The sequence below is a fragment of the Intrasporangium zincisolvens genome, assembly GCF_034724055.1.
GTDB classification, from domain to species: Bacteria; Actinomycetota; Actinomycetes; order Actinomycetales; family Dermatophilaceae; genus Monashia; species Monashia zincisolvens.
Genome location: NZ_JAWIIL010000013.1, coordinates 25,161 through 44,361, shown reverse-complemented (window position 1 = coordinate 44,361; position 19,201 = coordinate 25,161). Strand labels below are relative to the sequence as shown.

General features: G+C 70.9%; 16 protein-coding genes. 3 read left to right on the top strand and 13 right to left on the bottom strand.

Features of this window, described 5'->3' with window-relative positions:
* Positions 1 to 12: 12 nt before the first annotated feature.
* Positions 13 to 942 carry an NHL repeat-containing protein gene (locus tag RY076_RS21835; protein ID WP_323101744.1) on the top strand — a complete coding sequence of 310 codons (930 nt, stop codon included), beginning with the start codon at positions 13 to 15 and terminating at the stop codon, positions 940 to 942.
* A gap of 53 nt (positions 943 to 995) precedes the next feature.
* Here the strand turns inward: RY076_RS21835 and RY076_RS21830 are convergent, their stop codons facing one another.
* The 11 genes from RY076_RS21830 to RY076_RS21780 form a co-directional block, all read right to left on the bottom strand.
* Complete coding sequence (locus RY076_RS21830) at positions 996 to 1,697, bottom strand: prepilin peptidase (protein ID WP_323101742.1); 702 nt, start codon at positions 1,695 to 1,697, stop codon at positions 996 to 998.
* Complete coding sequence (locus RY076_RS21825) at positions 1,694 to 2,551, bottom strand: shikimate dehydrogenase (RefSeq protein ID WP_323101741.1); 858 nt, start codon at positions 2,549 to 2,551, stop codon at positions 1,694 to 1,696. The genes RY076_RS21830 and RY076_RS21825 overlap by 4 nt, the downstream gene beginning before the upstream one ends.
* Positions 2,545 to 3,861, bottom strand: a complete 1,317-nt coding sequence (gene mltG / locus RY076_RS21820) for an endolytic transglycosylase MltG (RefSeq protein ID WP_323101739.1) — start codon at positions 3,859 to 3,861, stop codon at positions 2,545 to 2,547. Before mltG ends, RY076_RS21825 begins: the two co-directional genes overlap by 7 nt.
* Complete coding sequence (gene ruvX / locus RY076_RS21815; protein WP_323101738.1) at positions 3,858 to 4,364, bottom strand: Holliday junction resolvase RuvX; 507 nt, start codon at positions 4,362 to 4,364, stop codon at positions 3,858 to 3,860. Before ruvX ends, mltG begins: the two co-directional genes overlap by 4 nt.
* The gene (gene alaS / locus RY076_RS21810; RefSeq protein WP_323101736.1) at positions 4,361 to 7,039 is read right to left on the bottom strand and encodes an alanine--tRNA ligase; all 2,679 of its coding nucleotides are present in this window, start codon (positions 7,037 to 7,039) and stop codon (positions 4,361 to 4,363) included. Before alaS ends, ruvX begins: the two co-directional genes overlap by 4 nt.
* A 387-nt stretch (positions 7,040 to 7,426) precedes the next feature.
* Positions 7,427 to 8,476, bottom strand: a complete 1,050-nt coding sequence (locus tag RY076_RS21805) for an ABC transporter ATP-binding protein (protein WP_323101735.1) — start codon at positions 8,474 to 8,476, stop codon at positions 7,427 to 7,429.
* Positions 8,473 to 9,543 (bottom strand): ABC transporter ATP-binding protein, encoded by a 1,071-nt coding sequence (locus RY076_RS21800; RefSeq protein WP_323101734.1) that lies wholly within the window; start codon positions 9,541 to 9,543, stop codon positions 8,473 to 8,475. Before RY076_RS21800 ends, RY076_RS21805 begins: the two co-directional genes overlap by 4 nt.
* Positions 9,540 to 10,526 (bottom strand): ABC transporter permease, encoded by a 987-nt coding sequence (locus tag RY076_RS21795; protein WP_323101733.1) that lies wholly within the window; start codon positions 10,524 to 10,526, stop codon positions 9,540 to 9,542. The genes RY076_RS21800 and RY076_RS21795 overlap by 4 nt, the downstream gene beginning before the upstream one ends.
* A 118-nt stretch (positions 10,527 to 10,644) precedes the next feature.
* Positions 10,645 to 12,384 (bottom strand): ABC transporter substrate-binding protein, encoded by a 1,740-nt coding sequence (locus tag RY076_RS21790; protein WP_323101731.1) that lies wholly within the window; start codon positions 12,382 to 12,384, stop codon positions 10,645 to 10,647.
* A 94-nt stretch (positions 12,385 to 12,478) separates the two neighbouring features.
* Positions 12,479 to 13,507, bottom strand: coding sequence for an ABC transporter permease (locus RY076_RS21785; protein WP_323101902.1), 1,029 nt, complete (start codon positions 13,505 to 13,507; stop codon positions 12,479 to 12,481).
* Between the two features lie 338 nt (positions 13,508 to 13,845).
* A complete protein-coding gene (locus RY076_RS21780) occupies positions 13,846 to 15,240 on the bottom strand; it encodes a replication-associated recombination protein A (RefSeq protein WP_323101729.1) in 1,395 nt (464 codons plus the stop codon).
* Between the two features lie 17 nt (positions 15,241 to 15,257).
* On the opposite strand from RY076_RS21780, the gene RY076_RS21775 reads away from it, so the two are divergent.
* Together RY076_RS21775 and RY076_RS21770 are read left to right on the top strand one after the other, a co-directional pair.
* The gene (locus RY076_RS21775; protein ID WP_323101727.1) at positions 15,258 to 17,453 is read left to right on the top strand and encodes an MMPL family transporter; all 2,196 of its coding nucleotides are present in this window, start codon (positions 15,258 to 15,260) and stop codon (positions 17,451 to 17,453) included.
* Positions 17,450 to 18,244 carry a GNAT family N-acetyltransferase gene (locus tag RY076_RS21770; protein ID WP_323101725.1) on the top strand — a complete coding sequence of 265 codons (795 nt, stop codon included), beginning with the start codon at positions 17,450 to 17,452 and terminating at the stop codon, positions 18,242 to 18,244. Before RY076_RS21775 ends, RY076_RS21770 begins: the two co-directional genes overlap by 4 nt.
* A 13-nt stretch (positions 18,245 to 18,257) precedes the next feature.
* Here RY076_RS21770 and RY076_RS21765 read toward each other — a convergent pair whose 3' ends face one another.
* Together RY076_RS21765 and RY076_RS21760 are read right to left on the bottom strand one after the other, a co-directional pair.
* Positions 18,258 to 18,674: a VOC family protein gene (locus tag RY076_RS21765; RefSeq protein WP_323101724.1), complete on the bottom strand. Its 417-nt coding sequence runs from the start codon at positions 18,672 to 18,674 to the stop codon at positions 18,258 to 18,260.
* Between the two features lie 10 nt (positions 18,675 to 18,684).
* The gene (locus RY076_RS21760) at positions 18,685 to 19,164 is read right to left on the bottom strand and encodes an AraC family transcriptional regulator (RefSeq protein ID WP_323101723.1); all 480 of its coding nucleotides are present in this window, start codon (positions 19,162 to 19,164) and stop codon (positions 18,685 to 18,687) included.
* Between the last annotated feature and the right edge of the window lie 37 nt (positions 19,165 to 19,201).

Below are 19,201 nucleotides of genomic sequence, written 5' to 3'. Positions count from 1 at the left end.
CAGGGGAACCTCATGAGCACACGCCTGCGCACCGCGGCGGCCGGCATCGCACTGGCCCTCGCGTCGACGCTCGGTGTCGCCGCCGCCACCACGGCCTCGGCGATCGAGCCGGTCGGCTTCGCGAAGGTCAGCAGCTGCGCCGACCCGCAGCTGAACGCGTTCGACAACTGGTCGGGCCACACGCTCGGCGCCTACAAGGACACCAACTGGGTACCCCAGGGCATGACCTACGACGCGACGGGCGACTACCTGTACGTGTCGATGTACCACCGGGACGCGCTCGAGGTGCCGCGCGTCGTCGTCTACAAGCGGTCGACGTCGGCCTGGGTCAAGACCATCGAGCTGAGCGGGGTGCCCAAGAAGGGCCACGCCGGTGGCCTCACGGTCGGGCGCGGCAACCTCTACGTCTCCGACAGCGAGGGCGGCTCGTACGTCTACCGGATCCCGATCGAGCGGGTCCGGGCCGTTCCCGCAGGAGCGCGTCGTGCGGTCAGCTACGCGGCGCGCTACCCCCTGAAGAACCTCTCGCACGCCTCCTACGTCGACTACTTCAACGGCAGCCTCTACGTCGGGGACTTCTACGGCAACGTCATGCGCCGCTACGCGACGTCCAGCACCGGTGTCGTGACGCTGACGCCGAGCGCCTCCTACGGCACCCCGTCGATCGTGCAGGGCGTCCAGGTGACGAGCAGCCACTTCGTCTTCAGCCGCTCGTGGGGTCGCGACAACCTCAGCAGGGTGACGACGCAGGTGCGTTCGACGGGTGCGCGCTCGAGCCACAACACCCTGCCGATGATGGAGGGGATCGTCTGGGCGCCGGCCTCCGCGGGGTCGTCGGTCAAGCGTCTCTACTCAGTCTTCGAGTCGACCTCGAAGGAGTACGCCGACTCCAACTGCCGCACGCACGCGATCTGGAGCGCCTCGAGCGGCTACATCCTCTGAGGACGGCAGGCTGTGTCGTCGGGCGGCCCCCGGGGTCGCCCGACGACGTGGCCTCAGAGGACGAGCGGCACCTCGGTGACGAGGGACACGAGCAGACCCACGAGCATCCACGGGCCGAAGGCGATGTCGTCCTTGCGTGAGCCGCGCAGCGCCGTGAGCCGCACGACGCCGTAGGCGCCGGCGAGGAGGAAGGCCGAGCAGGCCGCCACGAGCGTCGCGGTGGCCGACACGTAGCCGGACGCGAGCCCGACGAGGCCGGCGAGGGTGACGTCGCCGAACCCGAACCCACTGCCGAGCAGCGCCGCGACCAGGGCGAGGAGCAGGAACACCGCCCAGAGGACGAGCCCCGCGACGACGGCCCGCCGCAGTGCCGCCCAGTCGCCGGAGGCGAGCGAGGCCAGGGCGAGCTGCGCGACCAGGACCAGGTAGGCCGGACGCGTCAGGCCGCGCGGCAGGCGGTGCACGTCGGCGTCGATCCACGACAGCGCGACGGCCACGAAGGCGAAGCCGAGGTAGGCCGGTGCCAGTGCCCACTCCGACAGTGGGCCGAAACGCCAGGCGATCAGCGCCCAGAGCAGCCCGGTGGACGCCGTGACGACCCAGGAGCCGATCCGCGGCCCGCGCCCCATCTCGTCGTCGAGCCGGTAGCCGTACGTCGCGAGCCGACGGCGCAGCACCTCCCCGACGCCCAGACCTGCGAGCCCCACGACGACGACGAACCACCACGGCGTCGGCGGTGCGACGACCCACGTCATGACGCCGCTCCCCGGTCCGCGCGCTCGGCGAGGGCGGCGTCGAGCGCGGCTCGCATCGCCTCCAGAGGTGCTGGCCGCCCCGTCATGAGCTCGACCTGGCGCGTGGCCTGGTGCAGGAGCATGTCGGTGCCCGGCGCCACCTCCCAGCCCGCCGCCACGGCGGCACGCTCGAGCGGCGTCGTGCCTCCGCCGTAGACGACGTCGAGGAGCACCGTGCGCCCAGACACGTCGGACGCACCCGACCGACCCGACGCCCCCGACGCAGCCAGTCGGTCGAGCCCGGTCACGGACGCCGGGGGCACCGTGCTGACGACGACGTCGGCCGGCGTCCACGCCCCCGGGCCGACGACCTCGACGGGCAGCCCTGCGGCGCGGGCCTGCTCGAGGGTCTCGGGTCGGGCGCGGTCGCGCACCATGAGCACGACGCGTCGGGCCGTGCCGCCCACGGCCGCGAGGGTCGAGCGGGCGGTGGCCCCCGACCCGATCACGAGGACCGTGTCGGGCTCGGTCGCGCCCGCGTCGGCGAGGGCCCGCCGGATGCCGTCGACGTCGGTGTTGTGGGCCGACCAGCCGGTGGTGGTGGGCACCAGGGTGTTGGCTGCTCCCGTGGCCCCGGCCGCGTCGTCGACGACGTCCGCGGCGGCCAGCGCCACCTCCTTGAGCGGCATCGTCAGCGACAGGCCCCGGCAGCCCTCGCCGACGCCGGCGAGCGCGTCGGCGAACCCGACCGCGTCGACCTCACGGCGACCGTAGGCCCAGTCGAGACCGAGGGACGCGTACGCGGCGCGGTGCAGCACCGGCGAGAGCGAGTGCGCGATGGGGCTGCCCCACACCTCGCACCAGGGCGTCAGCACTTGCCCTTGTTGGCTGCGCACCAGTCCTGGAACTCCTGGACGTTGCGCTGGTGCTCCTCGTACGTCGACGCGAACTTCGTCTCGCCCGTGGAGAGGTTGACGGTGACGAAGTACAGCCAGTCGCCCTGGGCCGGGGACGCCGCAGCCTGCAGCGCCTTCTCCCCCGGGCTCGCGATCGGGCCCGGCGGCAGGCCGGGGAAACGACGCGTGTTGTACGGGCTGCCGCTGTCGAGCATGTCCTGCGTCGGCACGCCGCGCTTCTTGAAGATGTAGTTGACCGTGGAGTCGAGGCCGAGCGACATCTTCTTCGCGAGGCGGTTCTCGATGACCCGCGCGACCTTCGCCTGGTCGTCCTCGGTCTGGGCCTCGCCCTCGACGAGGCTCGCGACGGTGACGACGCGCTCCATCTGGTCCGGCGCGATGCCGAGGGTGTCGAGGCGCTTGGTCGACTCCGCGACCATCTCCTTGAGCTGGTCGAGCGCCGTCGACTTGGACCCGAACTCGTAGCTCGCCGGGAAGAGGTAGCCCTCGATGTTGCCCTTGGCCGACGGCGGCAGGCCGAGCTCGTCGACCTTCTTGGCGGCCGCCTGGTAGTCCGCGACCGGGATGCCGGACCCCTTCGACAGGCGCGCGTAGACCTCGTCGGCCCAGAGCCCCTCGGGGATCGTGACGCGGGTGATGTTGCGGTTCTTGGGGTCGACGAGGACCGCGAGCGCCTGCGCTGCGGTCATCTGCTTCTTCAGCGTGTAGATGCCCGGCTGGATGCCGGCGCTCTTCGGGTTGGCGTTGGCCGCCTCGATGAACGCCTTGGTCGACTTGATGACGTCGTCCTCGACGAGCGTCTTGGCGATGGCGCTGCCGCCCTGGCCGTCCTCGACGGTCACCTGTACCTCACCCGAGCCCGGGCCCGGGTAGTCGTTGGCCTCGAAGATGTCCTCGACGACCGGCTTGAGGGCCCGGTAGGCCACGGCGACACCACCGCCGATGAGCCCCAGGGCGAGGACGATGACGACGAGGCGGCGCAGCACCGAGGGCTTGCCCCGACGCTTGCCACCCGGCTCGACCGGCTCGACCGGCGCGACGGGCGCCTCGGGAGTCGGGGTCGTATCGCGCTTGCGGCGACGACCGCGCCGGCGGGCGGCCTCCTCGGCCTCGCGCATCTCGCGGCGGGTCATCGGGGCAGCGGCCCGGCCCGGTCGCCCGGCGGCTCCCAGCGCCTGGGGGTCGTCGTGCTGGCCGGGTGCCGTCTCGTCGTGCGCGAACGGTTCGTCGTGGTCGCCGAAGATGGACGACTCCAGGTGCTCCTTCATCGTCGGCGTTCCTTCTTCCGTCGTCCGCCGGGCGAGACGGTCTCACCCGGTGGTCGGCCCTGGGCCGACTCGGTGTCGAGGGCCGACTGGAGGATCAGCACCGCGGCGGCCTGGTCGACCACCGCCCGCTGACCACGACCGGGGACGCCGCTGTCGCGGAGCCTCCGGTGCGCGTCGACGGTGGTCAAGCGCTCGTCGACGAGACGCACCGACACCGTACCCAGCCGTGCGGCCAGCAGGGACGCGTATGCGCGTGCGAGGCGTGCGGCCTCACCCTCCTGGCCCGAGAGCAGTCGGGGCAGCCCGACGACGACCTCGATCGCGCCGAGGTCGCCGACGATCGCCGCCAGCGCCTCGACGTCGGTGTCCCCGTCGAGGTCGCGTGGCAGCGTCTCGACCGGGTGGGCGAACGTCCCCGACGGGTCGGATGCGGCGACGCCGACGCGGGCCTGGCCCACGTCGACGCCGACGCGAACTCCGGGGCGTGCGCCCGCGTGCGTCACTGGCCGGTGCCTCGGTTCCGCAGCGCGTCCTCGACCACACCGAGCGCGGCCGACACCTTCGACGCGTCGGTCCCGCCACCCTGCGCGAGGTCGTCGCGGCCACCGCCGCCACCACCGAGCGTCTGGGCCGCCAGCTTGACGAAGGCACCTGCCTTGAGGCCGGCCTCGCGGGCCCGCTCGTTCGTCGCGACGATGACGACGGGTCGATCGTTCGCGACGGCCGCCATGGACACGAGCGCCGGGCGGTCGTTGCCGAGGCGCGACCGGACGTCGGTGACGAGCGCCCGCAGGTCGTCGCCGCCGACGCCGGCACCGGCGTCGTGGCTGACGAACGTCACTCCGGCGATGTCGCGCGCCGAGGCCACGAGGCCCGCGGCCGCACCGAGCACCTGGGCCTGACGGACCGCAGCGATCTCCTTCTCGGCGTCGCGCAGGCGCGACAGGATGCCGCCGATGCGGTCGGGCAGCTCGTCGCGACGGACGCCGAGGGTGTCGGTCAGCTGGCTGACGATCGCCGCCTCGCGCGCGAGGTGGGTGTACGCGTCGGCGCCCACGAGGGCCTCGACGCGGCGCACGCCCGAACCGATGGACGCCTCGCCGAGCAGCTTGACGACACCGATCTGGCCGATTCGCGGCGTGTGCGTGCCGACGCACAGCTCACGCGACCACTCGCCGATCGACACGACGCGCACGCGCTCGCCGTACTTCTCGCCGAAGAGCGCCATCGCACCGAGCTTCTTGGCCGCGTCGAGGTTCATGACGTCCGCGGTGACGGGGAGGTCCTCGAGCAGGAAGCCGTTGATCCGCGCCTCGATCTGCGCCAGCCCCTCGGCCGGCACGGCCTGCAGCGAGCGGAAGTCGAAGCGCAGGCGGCCGGGCGAGTTCTCCGAGCCGGCCTGGGTCGCGGTGTCGCCGAGCTCGTCGCGCAGCGCCTGGTGCACCATGTGCGTGGCCGTGTGCGCCCGCGAGATGGAGCGCCGGCGCAGCACGTCGACCTCCGCCTCGGCCTCCTGCCCGACGGCGGCCTCGCCCTCGAGGACCGTCGCGCGGTGCACGACGAGGCCCGTGATGGGGCGCTGGACGTCCTTGACCTCGAGCAGCGCGCCGTTCGCGAGGCGGATGCGGCCGTGGTCGGCCAGCTGGCCACCGGACTCGGCGTAGAGGGGCGTGCGGTCCAGGACGATCTCGACGTCGTCACCGGCCTCGGCGCGCTCGACCGGGACGCCGTCGCGGAGCATCCCCCGCAGGGTGGTGTCGGTGAGCACCTGGTCGTAGCCGGTGAACTCCACGTCGCGGCCCAGCGCGTCGGCCAGCCGGCGGTACACGGAGGTGTCACCGTGCGCGCTCTTCTTCGCCCGGGCGTCGGCCTTGGCGCGGTCGCGCTGCTCGCCCATGAGGCGACGGAAGCCCGCCTCGTCGACCTGCAGGCCCTGCTCGGCCGCCATCTCGAGGGTGAGGTCGATCGGGAAGCCGTACGTGTCGTGCAGCGCGAACGCCTCCGAGCCGCCGAGCGTCGAGGAGCCGGACGACTTCGCCTTGGCGACCGCGGTGTCGAGGATCGTCGTGCCCGAGCTCAGGGTGCGCCGGAACGCGTCCTCCTCCGCGTAGGCCACCTGGCTGATGCGACGGAAGTCGGTCTCGAGCTCGGGGTAGGACGCCTTCATCCGCTCCATGCTGACCGGCAGCAGGTGCTCGAGCGTCGGCGCGTCGACACCGAGCAGGCGCATCGAGCGGACGGCGCGGCGCAGCAGGCGGCGCAGCACGTACCCGCGGCCCTCGTTGCCCGGCACGACGCCGTCGCCGATGAGCATGAGCGAGGAACGCACGTGGTCGGCCACGACCCGGAACCGGACGTCGTCGTCGTGCTGGGCGCCGTAGCGTCGGCCCGTCAGGTCCTCGGCCGCGGAGATGACCGGGAAGACCTCGTCGGTCTCGTAGATGTTGTCGACGCCCTGGAGCAGGAACGCCGCGCGCTCGAGGCCCATGCCGGTGTCGATGTTGCGCTTGGGCAGGTCCCCGACGATGTCGAAGTCCTCCTTGGAGCGCACGTTCTCCAGCTCGTACTGCATGAAGACGAGGTTCCAGAACTCGAGGTAGCGGTCGCCCGCCTCCCAGTCGCCGTCGGCGCCGTACTCCGGGCCGCGGTCGAGCAGGATCTCCGAGCAGGGGCCACCGGGGCCGGCCACCCCCATGTTCCAGTAGTTGTCCTTGCGGCCGAGGCGCACGATGCGGTCGTCGGGCAGGCCCGCGACCTTCTTCCAGAGGGCGATCGCCTCGGTGTCCTCGTGGTAGACCGAGGCGTAGAGGTCCTTCTCCTCGAAGCCGAGGCCGCCGTCGGACTGGCTCGTCGTGATGAGCTCCCACGCGAGCTCGATGGCGCCTTCCTTGAAGTAGTCGCCGAAGCTGAAGTTGCCGTTCATCTGGAAGAACGTGCCGTGGCGGGTGGTCTTGCCCACCTCCTCGATGTCGAGGGTGCGCACGCACTTCTGCACGCTCGTGGCGCGGGTGTACTGCGGCGTCTCCTGGCCGAGGAAGTACGGCTTGAACGGCACCATGCCGGCGTTGACGAACAGCAGGTTCGGGTCCTGGTGCACGAGCGACGCGCTCGGCACGACCGTGTGGCCGCGGCTGCCGAAGTACGAGAGCCAACGACGCCTGATCTCAGCGGTTTCCATGCGTCAGTCCTTGGGTCGAAAGTGGTCCGGGTCGTCGCCGGGCCTCACGGGGCGGGCGACGGTCGGGGTCGGGGCAGGTCGGGGCGGGGCCAGCCCGGCGCCTCACCAGGGCGCGACTGGCCCCCGGGGAGCTCGACGCTGACGCGCGCTCACCCGGGCCTGGACCGCCGTGCGTGCCTCTCGGGCCACGATCCATCCGTCCTTCGGGTCGTCGGCGCGGACATCGCGCCATCTCGACAACCCTAACGGACGGTGTGGCACAGGTCCCACCACGTTCCCGCCCGCCGACGCCCGGGCGCCCGGTGGGTGCCGGCCGGCACCTGGCCGGAGACGCCGCTGGGCCGGCCCCCGGGTGGGGGCCGGCCCAGCAACGACTGCGGTGACGCGTCAGACGGGCTCCACCTCGGCCACGAGGTCGGTCTTGACCTCGGGGAAGTGGCACGCCTGTCGGTGCAGGCCACCTTCGCGCTTCGTGCGACCGGCGAGGTCGGCCTCGGAGGCGACCAGCGGCGGCTCCTGGGTGGCGCAGATGTCCTGGGCCTTCCAGCAGCGCGTCCGGAAGCGGCACCCGCTGGGCGGGTCGATCGGGCTCGGCACGTCGCCGACGAGGCGGATCCGCTCCTTGGGAGCGATGCCGCGGGCCACGTTGATGTCGGGGGCGGCCGACAGCAGCGCCTGCGTGTACGGGTGCTCCGGGGCCTCGTAGATCTTCTTCTTGTCGCCGTACTCGACGATCTTGCCGAGGTACATGACCGCGACCTGGTCGCAGAAGTGGCGCACGACGCCGAGGTCGTGGGCCACGAAGATGAACGCGAGGTCGAGCTCGTCGCGCAGCTTCGCGAGCAGGTTCATCACCTGGGCCTGGATCGACACGTCGAGGGCCGAGACGGGCTCGTCGGCGATGATGAGCTTCGGCTCGACGGCCAGAGCTCGGGCGATGCCGATGCGCTGGCGCTGACCGCCGGAGAACTCCGACGGGTAGCGGTTGATGTGCTCGGGGTTGAGGCCGACGAGCTCGAGGAGCTCCTGGACGCGGGCCTTCTCCTTGCCCTTGTGCAGGCCGTGCACCTTGAGCGGCGTCGTGAGGATCGAGCCGACCGTGTGCCTCGGGTTCAGCGAGGAGTACGGGTCCTGGAAGATCATCTGCACGTCGCGGCGGATGGACCGGAGGTCCTTCTCCTTGAGGTGCGTGATGTCGCGTCCCTCGAACTCGACGCTGCCACTGGTGGGCTCGTCGAGGCGCGTCACGAGGCGTGAGGTCGTCGACTTGCCACATCCGGACTCGCCGACGAGGCCGAGGGTCTGGCCCTCCTTGAGGGAGAAGCTGATCCCGTCGACGGCCTTGACCGTCGCCTTGACCATGCGCAGGCCCTGGACCTCGCGGAAGGGGAAGTGGCGCTGGAGGTCGGTGACCTTCAGCAGCGGCTGGTCGGTCATCGTGCTCCCTCGGCGCTCTGCAGGGTGGCCACCGGGTCGTCGAGGTGGCAACGGATCTGGCGGTTGGACAGGCCCGGTGTCGGACGCCATTCGGGCAGCAGCGTGAAGCACGCTTCGCCGTCGACCTGGTCCTTGAACGCGCAGCGCGGGTGGAACGAGCAACCGGAGGGCAGGGCGAGCAGGCTCGGCGGGGAGCCCGGGATCGTCGAGAGCTCCTCGAGGTCCTCCGAGTGGGAGGGCACCGACTGGAGCAGGCCGTAGGTGTAGGGGTGCGACGGCTGGGCCAGCACCTCCTTGGCATCACCCTTCTCGACGCCGCGACCGGCGTACATGACGAGGATGTCGTCGGCGGTCTCGGCCACGACGGCGAGGTCGTGGGTGATGAGGATGACCGCGGAGCCGAACTCCTTCTGCAGGTCGTTGACGAGGTCGAGGATCTGCGCCTGGACGGTGACGTCGAGGGCGGTCGTCGGCTCGTCGGCGATGAGCAGCTTCGGGTTGTTGACGAGGCCGAGGGCGATCATGGCGCGCTGGCGCATGCCGCCGGAGAACTCGTGCGGGTAGGAGTTGGCGCGGCGCTGCGGGTTGGGGATGCCGACGAGGTCGAGCATCTCCACGGCGCGCTTGGCGGCGACCTGCTTGCTCACGCTGTGGTGGGCGGCGTAGGCCTCGGCGATCTGCTTGCCGACCTTGTGGAACGGGTGCAGCGAGGACTGCGGGTCCTGGAAGACCATCGCGGCCTTGGTGCTGCGGATCTGCTGGAAGGTCTGGCGCGAGGCCCCGACGAGCTCGAGACCGTCGAGCTTGATGCTGCCCGTGATCTCGGTGCGCTTGGGGTTGTGCAGGCCGAGGACGGCCATGCTCGACACCGACTTGCCCGAGCCGGACTCGCCGACGATGGCGAGCGTACGGCCGAGACGGGCCTGGTAGGACAGGTTGGAGACGGCCTTGACGACCCCCTCCTCGGTCGGGAACCGGACCGTGAGGTCGTTGACGTCGAGGACGACGTCGCCGGCGTTCTTGGCCTCGGCGGACTGGGTCTGGATGGTGGACGCGGTCGCGGTCACGAGAGCCTCACTCGCGGGTCGATGAACGAGTAGCCGATGTCGACGATGAGGTTCATCATGACGACGATGACGGCCGAGATGAGGACGCTACCCATGATGACGGGGAGGTCGTCGGCCTTGAAGGCGGTGATGGTGCGCTTGCCGATGCCGTCGACGCCGAAGATCTGCTCGGTGATGAGGGTTCCGGTCAGCAGGGCCGCCATGTCGAGGCCGAGGATCGTCAGGATCGGGCTCATCGCCGCACGGAAGCCGTGCCGGACGAGGACGCGTCGCTCACCGATGCCCTTGGAGCGCGCCGTGCGGATGTAGTCCATCGACAGCGACTCGAGCATGGAGTTGCGGGTGTAGCGCACGTAGGTCGTCGACGTCACGAGCCCGAGGATGAGGGCCGGCGCCAGCATGCCCGCGATGTAGGGACCGACTCCCGAGGAGATCGAGGTGTACTGCGGGAGGACGTGCCAGAGCGTCACCGGGTAGAGGGCGACGAGGAGCGCGAGGATGTAGTACGGGATCGCGCCGATGACCTGCGAGACCCCGACGATGCCGCGGTCGGACGACGTGCCGCGACGCACCGCGGCGAGGATGCCCAGGGTGATGCCAACCGTCAGGAAGATGACGGCGGCCATGATCGCGAGGACCACGGTGTTCGGGAAGCGCGAGAACAGCTCGGTGTTGACCGACTGGCGCGTCACGAACGAGTAGCCGAGGCAGGGCGCGCTGCAGTGCACCTGGTCGCCGGCGTAGACGAAGTCACGCCCGGCGAAGAGGCCCGAGAAGTAGTCGGTGAACTGCTGGGCGAGCGGCTTGTTCAGACCGAGGTTGGCCCGGATGGCCTCGAGACGTGCCGGAGGGCACTTGGTGTCGGGGCACAGCGCCAGCGCCGGGTCCGACGGCGCGGCGAAGAAGAGGAGGAACGTCGACACCAGGGTCGCCAGGACGACGCTCACGGCGAGCGCGATTCGCCTGAGGATGTACGTGAGCACGGATGGATACCTTCCAGCACGGGTGGCACCGATGGTGGGGACCCGGGACGAGCCCGGGCCCCCACCACGGCAGTCGGTTCAGATCATGCGCCCCCGGGAGGGCGCTGTCGTCAGCGACTTACTGGTCGAGCCAGATCTGGGTGATCTCCGGCATGCCCTTGTTCGGGTTGTTCACGACGTTCTTCACCTTGGTGCCGAAGACGTAGTTGCCCTTGTCGTAGTTGTCCGGGATGGCCAGGAGGTAGTTCTCCGTGAGCCACTTGTCCATCTTGCCCCACTCCGGGCCCTGCTCGGAGATCGAGAGCTGCAGGATGCGCTTGATCTCGGCGTCGATCTTGGCGTCGGAGAAGTTGCCGAAGGTCGTGCCACCCTGCGAGAGGGCGCCGGTGCCGACGGTGGGCGGGATGATGGAGTCGGCGGACGGCCAGTCGAAGCACCAGCCGCGCGGCGACTGGAGCATGTTGTACTTGCCGTTCGGCTTGCCGACGATCGCGCGACGCTCCTTGCCGGGGACGCCGATGTCGGTCACCTTGAAGCCAGCAGCCTCGAGCTTCTGCTTGCGAACCTGGTTGACCTTCTGGGCGATGTCGTCGTCGTTCGTGTAGTAGTAGATGAGCTCGAACGGCTTGTCCGGACCGTAGCCGGCGTCGGCGAGCATCTTCTTGGCCTTCTCGGCGTCTCCGTCGCCCTGGCCGTTCATGCCGTCGACGACGTAGTTGAGGTGGCCCGGGATCTGCGGCGGGATGATCGTGCTGGCCGGGGTGAACGAGTGCGAGGTCTCGCCACCGGCCTTGTGGATCGAGTCGAACGGCCACGCGGCGGCGATCGCCTTGCGCACCGGCATCGGGATCTTCGTGGCGTCCATGTTGACCATGAGCACGCACGAGGACGGGCCCTCGACGAACTGCGACTTCTTGTCACCCTCGATCTGCGGGATGAGCGAGGAGTCGATGGCGTCCCAGTTGAGCGTCGTGGCGTCGTCGCCGTTGGAGGCGAGGATGGCCGTCTGCGTCTTGATGGTGTCGACGCCCCACTTGAAGTGGAAGCCGTCGGGGTAGTTGTTGCGCGCCGGGTCGGAGTTGGCGTCCCAGTTGGGGTTGCGCTTGAGCGTCAGCTCGGTGCCCGGGGTGTACTTGTCGAACATGTACGGACCGGTGGCCAGCGGGTGCAGCTGGTAGTCGGCCTTGGTGTCCTTGGCCTCGGGGATCGGCGTGAACTGGTTGAACGAGACGAAGTACGGGAGCGTCTCGAAGCGCTTCTCGAGGTGGAAGACGACGGTCTTGTCGTCGGTGGCCTCGACGCCCTTCCAGTTCTTGTCACCCTTGTAGGGGCCCTGGTAGTCCGCGCCACCCTTGAAGAACTCGCGCTGGTACGTCGGGCCGTTCGCCGCGAGGTCGGGGTCGAACGAGCGCTTGGCCGCGAAGGCGATGTCCTGGGCCTTGACGGGGGTGCCGTCCTCGTACTTCAGGCCGTCCTTGAGGGTGAACGTCCAGGTGAGGCCGTCCTCCGACTGCTTGCCGAGGTCGGTCGCGAGGTCCGGGACGAGGACCATCTTGCCGTTCTTCATCGTGAACGTCGTCAGGCTGCGGTTCGTCAGCGAGAAGATGACGGCCGTGTCCTGGTAGAACTGGTCGCTCGGGTCCATGTTGGCCGGCGTCGTGGAGTAGGCAACCGTGAGGATGCCACCCTTCTTCGCACCGGGAACGGCCGGGGCCGGGCCCTTGGCGTTCGGGTCGAGCGCAGCAGACGCACCCTCGACGGCGCCGTTGCCGGCACCGTTCGTGCCACCGGCGCCACCATTGTTGGCTGCCGGAGCGCCGCAGGCCGCGACAAAGCCGAGGGAAGCCGCAGCTCCCACGGTCAGGACTTTGGTCCAGCGCATTGTTGTTTGCTCCCTTTTGTGCTTGTCCCGGCGCTTTGCCGGGGACATCTGAGGACCGAAACCGGGTGGGTTATCGGCGACTGGAGGGGTCGAAGGCGTCGCGGATCGAGTCGCCGAGCAGCGTCAGGGCGAGGACGAGCAGCGACAGCGCGATGACCGAGGGCCACAGCCACAGCGGATACGTGGCGAAGAGGTTCTGGGCATCGGAGATGGTCCGGCCCCACGACGCGGTGGGCTCGACGAGCCCGACACCGAGGTAGCTGAGCGTCGCCTCGTAGGTGATGTAGGCCGGGACGGCGATCGAGGCCGAGACGATGATCGGGCCCACGAGGTTCGGCAGGATCTCCTTGAAGAGGATCTGGCGGGTCGGAACGCCGATGGCGCGGGCCGCCTGGACGAACTCCCGCTCGCGCAGGCTCGTCACCTCACCGCGCACGAGTCGCGCCAGGCCCATCCAGCCGAAGACGAACAGCACGCAGATCAGCACGACGAAGCGGATCTGGGAGGTCTGGTCGTTGGTGAGGTCGTTGCCCGCGGCGACGCTCTTCTGCACCAGCGGGACGATCGCGATGATGAGCAGCAGGATCGGCAGCGACAGGAAGAAGTCGATGACCCACGAGATGACGCGGTCGGTCTTGCCGCCGAGGTAGCCGGCGAGGAGGCCGAGCGCGACGCCGATGAAGGTCGACACAGCGGCAGCGACGAAGCCGATGATGAGCGACGGACGCGCACCGTAGGCCCAGCGGGCGAAGAGGTCACGACCGACGCGCGGCTCGACGCCGAGGAAGTGGGCCGAGCTCATCCCGACGGTCGGCAGGCCGTTGAGGTCGACGAGCTCGGTGTGCGTCGTGTACGGGTCGGCCGGGGCCTTGGTGATCGGGTCGATCGCCTCGAGGGAGGTCAGCAGCGGCGCGAAGATCGCCACGAGGACGAAGAAGATGATGATGACTGCGCAGACGATCGCGACCTTGTCCTTCTTGAGCCGGTCCCAGGCGACCTGGCCGGGAGAGCGACCCGTCCTCACCTGCTTCCTGGTCGGCTCCTGAGGGGTCGTCTCGTCGGGCGTCTCGGTCAGCGTCGCAGCTGCAGAGCCCGGCATGGCGTTCAACGCGATGTCTCCATCCTTGTGGGATTCCCTTCACCGGCGAGAGAACTCACCGGTCCCGGCACGGGCACACGGACGGGGCCGTTCCACCCCCTGCGGGACGACGTCACCCTGCCACACGCGAACCCGGTGTCCAAGCGTCGAGACGGTCATGGTTGACAAATCGTTACCAGCCGCCGATTAGGCACAACATGTTCCGGGTGGGGGCGTGGAGGACTGGACATTCGGCCCGTCGAGCGGGTCGGACGCCACAGGCGTCACGCCTGCAACACGCCTGCGCGACACCGTGGGACCATGGCGTGTCGCACCTTCGACGCTACCCGGCACGGTCCTCAGGGGCGACGGGTCCGGCCCAACCGGCCCGCGAGCCACTCCCAGCGCTGGCGCAGCCGCTCCTCGAACCCGCGGTCGGTCGGCTGGTAGTAGCTGACCGCGTCGTGCAGGTCGTCGGGCAGGTACTGCTGTCGCGCGACGGCGTCAGGTTCGTCGTGGGCGTACACGTAGCCGGCGCCGTGGCCCAGACGCTCGGCGCCTGCGTACCCGCTGCCGCGCAGGTGCGGCGGCACGGCTCCCCCGCGGCCGGCCCGGACGTCGGCGATCGCCGCGTTGATGCCGGCGTAGGCGGCGTTCGACTTGGGCGCGAGGGCGTTGTGCACGACGGCCTGACCGAGGATGATCCGCGCCTCCGGCATGCCGATCTGGGCAACCGCGTGCATCGCGGCGACGGCGGTCTGCAGCGCGGTGGGGTCGGCCATGCCGACGTCCTCGCTCGCCGATATGACGATGCGCCGGGCGATGAACCGGGGATCCTCGCCGGCCTCGAGCATCCGGGCCAGGTAGTGCAGGGCCGCATCGACGTCGCTGCCGCGCATCGACTTGATGAGGGCGCTGGCGACGTCGTAGTGCTGGTCGCCGGCGCGGTCGTAGCGCACGGCCGCGTGGGCCACCGCCTGCTCGACGTGGGGCAGCGTGATCGCCACGGGGTCGTCGTCGGTGCGCCCCGCCGGCTGGGCGTCGAGCGCGACGCCGGCCGCGGCCTCGAGCGAGGTCAGGGCCCGGCGCGCGTCTCCCCCGGCGATCCGCACGAGGTGGTCGAGGGCGTCGTCGTCGAGGGTGTGGGCGCCGTCGAAGCCACGCTCGTCGTCGAGCGCCGCGCGGAGCAGGTCGGCGACGTCGTCGTCGGGCAGAGACCCGAGCGTCACGAGCACCGAGCGCGACAGCAGTGGCGAGATGATGCTGAACGAGGGGTTCTCGGTGGTGGCGGCCACGAGGATGACGGTGCGGTTCTCGACGCCGGGCAGCAGGGCGTCCTGCTGGGCCTTGGTGAAGCGGTGGATCTCGTCGAGGAACAGCACTGTCTGGCGGGCGTAGAGGTCGCGCTCGCGGGCGGCGGAGTCCATGACCGAGCGGACGTCCTTGACGCCGGCGGTGACGGCGGAGAGCTCGACGAAGCGCCGGTCGGCGGCCGTGGCCACGAGATGGGCCAGGGTCGTCTTGCCCGTGCCGGGCGGCCCCCAGATGATCGCCGAGAGCGGCCCGGCCGCACCTCCCGATCCCTCGATGAGCCGGCGCAGCGGGCTGCCCGGGCGCAGCGACTCGCCCTGCCCGCGCACCTCCTCGATGGTCCGCGGGCGCATCCGGACCGCGAGCGGGGCCGTCCCCGCCGAGGCGGGGAGGTCGGCGCGCTCGGCCGCCGCGGCGGACCCGAAGAGGTCGTCGGAGGTCACTGTGGAACCCTATCCGTGTGTCCGGACCCTCGATCGCGGGCGGCCGTCCGCCCTCGCGCCTCGCCCGGCTGGGCCGGGCCATCGCCCACCACCCGCGCAGGTGGGTCGCCGCCTGGGCCGTCATCGCCCTCGCCTGCTTCGCGGTGGCCGTTGGCGGGGTGACCGGCGAGTCCCTGTTCGAGCGCCTGCACTCCGGCGCCCCGACCGTCGACTCGGAGTCCTCCCGGGCCCGTGACGTCATCGAGGCGAACCAACCGGCGCTCGACACCCTGACCCTCCAGGTGAGCGGCGCCGACCTCACGGACGCCGCGGTCGTGCGCGCCGGGGCCGACGCCACGGCGAAGGTGGCGCAGCTCGACGGCGTCAAGGCCGTGCGCTCTCCGCTGCTGTCCCCCAAGGGACTTCACGACCCGGCGGTCGCTCCGCTGCTCAAGGGCGGGACGCCGTCGGCCGGTGGGTTCGTCACCGTCGTCGACTTCGAGCCGGGCCTGTCCAAGCAGGCTCAGGACGACGCCGAGGCGGCCGCCGAGACCTCGCTGCTGCACGTCGCCACGGCGATGGACGCCACGGGTTCGGTGGGCAGCGCGAACAAGATCATCAAGGCGATCACCGGCACCGTCGAGCGCGACCTCGTCCGCGGCGAGGGCATCGCCCTGCCCCTGACGTTCCTCGTCATGCTCTTCGTGTTCGGCGGGTTCGTCGCCGCGGGCATGCCGATCGTCGGCGCCGTGGTGTCGATCGGCGGGGCCCTGCTGTCGCTCTTCGGCTTCTCCCACGCCGTCGAGCTCGACGCCACCGTGGTCAACATCGTCACCCTGCTCGGCCTCGGCCTCTCGATCGACTACGGCCTGCTCACGGTGAGCCGGTTCCGCGAGGAGCTCTCCCACCGCGAGCACGACGTGCCGACCCGCGAGGACGTCACCCGCGCCGCCGAGCGCACCGTGGCCACCGCGGGGCGCACCGTGCTGTTCTCCGGCCTCACCGTGGCCATCGCGCTCGCCGGCCTGCTCGTCTTCGAGGCCTCGATCATGCGCGCCATCGGCGTCGCCGGCGTGAGCGTCGTCCTCGTCGCCATGGTCGTGGCCGTCACGCTGATCCCCGCACTCGCCGTGCTCGGCGCGAAGCGACTGGCGCGCAAGGCCGTCGAGCGACCGAGCGACGTCGGCGCGTTCTCCCGCCTGGCCTCCGGCGTGCAGCGTCGACCGGGTCTGGTGATCCTCGGTGTCGTCGCCGTCCTCGTCACCCTGGCGCTGCCCACGCTGTCGATGAAGCTGACGGCGTCCGGCACCGAGCTGCTGCCCACGGGCGCCGAGCAGCGCGTCTTCTTCGAGGCCCTGGCCCGCGACTACCCGACGTTGTCCGCGCCTGAGGTCACCGTCGTCGCCGCGTCCCCCGACCGGGCGGCCGTCACGTCGTGGGCGCAGGCGTTCTCCTCCGCACCCGGCGTCGAGGGCGTGACCGTGACGCCCCTCGGGACCGACCACCAGCGCGTCGACATCCGCGTGGCCGGGCCCCCGACGTCCGACGCCGCTCAGGACCTCGTCACCGAGATCCGTTCCACCCCAGCGCCTTTCGAGACCATGACGACCGGGCAGGCGGCCGGGCAGATCGACTTCCTCGACTCGATGGCGGCGCGCGCCCCGTACGCCGTGACGTTCGTCGTGCTCGGCACGCTCCTGCTGCTCTTCCTCATGACGGGCTCGGTCATCATCCCCGCCAAGGCGCTCCTCATGAACGTCGTGTCGCTGGGTGCGGCGCTCGGCGTCGTCGTGTGGATCTTCCAGGACGCCCACCTCGACCGGCTGCTCCACTTCAGCTCGGTGGGCGCCGTCGAGTCGATGGTCCCCTTCCTCGTCCTCGCGTTCGGTTTCGGCCTGTCGATGGACTACGAGGTGTTCCTGCTGTCGCGCATCGTCGAGTTCCACCGCGCCGGGCACGACACCGACCGCGCCGTGTCGCTCGGGTTGCAGCGCACCGGCCGGATCATCACGAGCGCAGCGCTGCTCATCGTCATCGTCTTCGCCGGTTTCGTCGCCGGCGACATCCTCATCATCAAGGAGATGGGGGTGGCCCTCGTCGCCGCGGTCGCCATCGACGCGACGCTGGTGCGCATGCTCCTCGTGCCGGCGACGATGACCCTGCTCGGCCGCGCCAACTGGTGGGCGCCCGCCCCACTGCGACGCCTCCACGCCCGCTTCGGGATCTCCGAGTGAGCGGGCGCTGCCGGCCCGGTGCCGTCGGCCCCGGGGTCGTGCACGGCGTCGTGGAGGGTCATCGCCACCCGGCCCTGGTGGACGCGTCGGGCGGGCACGGCTTCGTGCGCTGGGACGTGCCGCCCGAGCTCGCCGACACGTGGTGGCGGGCCGGCGACGCGGTGCTCTTCCGCCGGCTGCGGCGCCGTGGCGTGGCCTTCGCGGCGCTCGGCGACGCGTCGGGTGTCGCCGCGCTGCTCGACGCCCTGCCCGCGCTCGCCGAGGGGCTGGGTGCGTCGTGGCCGCTCGGCCTCAGCGTGCCGCGCCACCTCGAGCCGCTCGTCCACGAGCGCTTCGAGGTCGACCCCGGTGGCGACTGGGACTGGTACGTCACGACGAGCGAACCCGCCGCCTTCGCCCCCGAGGCGCTGGTGCGGCCGCTCGACGACCTCGCCCGCCGCGAGGAGGTGGCGGCGTTCCTCGCCGAGCACTCCCCCACCGCCGACACCGCACCGGGCGAGGGCGAGTCGTGGTGGGGCGTCGACCTCGACGGGCGTCTCGTCGCCACGGCCGCCGTCGGGCTGCTGCCGAGCGGGGCGCCGTCGGTGTCGTCGGTCGCCGTCGACGCGTCGGTGCGCGGCCGCGGTCTCGGCCGGGCCGTCGTCGGGGCGGTGACGCGCCGGGCCGTGGCCGACCACGGCGTGTGCACGCTCGGCATGTACGCGCACAACAGCGTGGCCCGTGGCCTCTACGCCTCGCTCGGCTACACGAGCGAGGTGTCCTGGGCGAGCCGCTCGGTGCGGCTGCCCTGACGGTAGGCGCGCGTCAGGCCTGCGGCGTGCCGTGCTCGACGAGCACGAGCCAGTTGCCCGAGATGTCGCGGCAGACCGCCTCGGTGCCGTACGGCCGCGCCGAGGGCGGCTGGATGAACTCGACGCCGCGCGCCACGAGGTCCTCGTAGGTCTGCTGGCAGTCGTCGACGTCGAGGCCGATGCCCGGCATGGCGCCGCTGTCCTGGGCGCGGCGCACGGCGTCGACGAGCTCGGGCGACAGGGGCGGTCCGGGCTGGGTCAGGTGCAGGTTGAGCTCGGGCTGGCTGGGCTGGGTCACGGTGCACCAGCGGTAGCCGTCGCCGAGGGTGATGTCGTCCTTGGCGACGAAGCCCAGGACGTCGGTGTAGAAGGTCTTGGCCTCGTCGATGTCGCGGACGAAGACGCTGATGATGGAGACGTTGGTGATCATGTCGACGACGCTACGGCCGCGCGGTGCCCGGATGCTTCTCCTCGGTTGCGCTCCCGTCGGAGCCCGGCTCGGGCGTCGCGCGCTCGGCCAGGCCCCACATGAACACCCAGCACCCGGGGATGCGCGGCGCGCCGGTCTCGAGCCAGCGGCGCTGGAAGTCGCTGGGGCTCTCCCCCACGACCGCCCTGAACCGGCTGCTGAACGAGCCGAGGCTCGTGAAGCCGACGGTGTGGCAGACCTCGGTGACGGTGAGGTTGGTGCTGCGCAGCAGGTCCTGCGCCCGCTCGATGCGCCGGCGCGAGACGTACTCGGCCGGCGTCGTGCCGTACGTGGCGCGGAAGAGCCGCAGGAAGTGGAACTTCGACAGGCACGCGACGGCGGCGAGCACCTCGAGGTCGACCGGCTCCGCGTAGTGCCGGTCGGCATGGTCACGGGCGCGCCGGAGGTGGACCAGGACGTCGTCGGGCGCGCGCCGCTCCACCGTGGTCATGGCCCCATTGTCGCCGCCCGCACCGACACCGGCGGCC

Excerpts from the sequence above, each read along its gene's own strand:
- alaS (WP_323101736.1), bottom strand. The coding sequence starts at position 7,039 with ATGGAAACCGCTGAGATCAGGCGTCGTTGGCTCTCGTACTTCGGCAGC.
- RY076_RS21805 (WP_323101735.1), bottom strand. The coding sequence starts at position 8,476 with ATGACCGACCAGCCGCTGCTGAAGGTCACCGACCTCCAGCGCCACTTC.
- RY076_RS21765 (WP_323101724.1), bottom strand. The coding sequence starts at position 18,674 with ATGATCACCAACGTCTCCATCATCAGCGTCTTCGTCCGCGACATCGAC.
- RY076_RS21835 (WP_323101744.1), top strand. The coding sequence starts at position 13 with ATGAGCACACGCCTGCGCACCGCGGCGGCCGGCATCGCACTGGCCCTC.
- RY076_RS21830 (WP_323101742.1), bottom strand. The coding sequence starts at position 1,697 with ATGACGTGGGTCGTCGCACCGCCGACGCCGTGGTGGTTCGTCGTCGTC.
- RY076_RS21785 (WP_323101902.1), bottom strand. The coding sequence starts at position 13,507 with ATGCCGGGCTCTGCAGCTGCGACGCTGACCGAGACGCCCGACGAGACG.
- mltG (WP_323101739.1), bottom strand. The coding sequence starts at position 3,861 with ATGAAGGAGCACCTGGAGTCGTCCATCTTCGGCGACCACGACGAACCG.
- RY076_RS21760 (WP_323101723.1), bottom strand. The coding sequence starts at position 19,164 with ATGACCACGGTGGAGCGGCGCGCGCCCGACGACGTCCTGGTCCACCTC.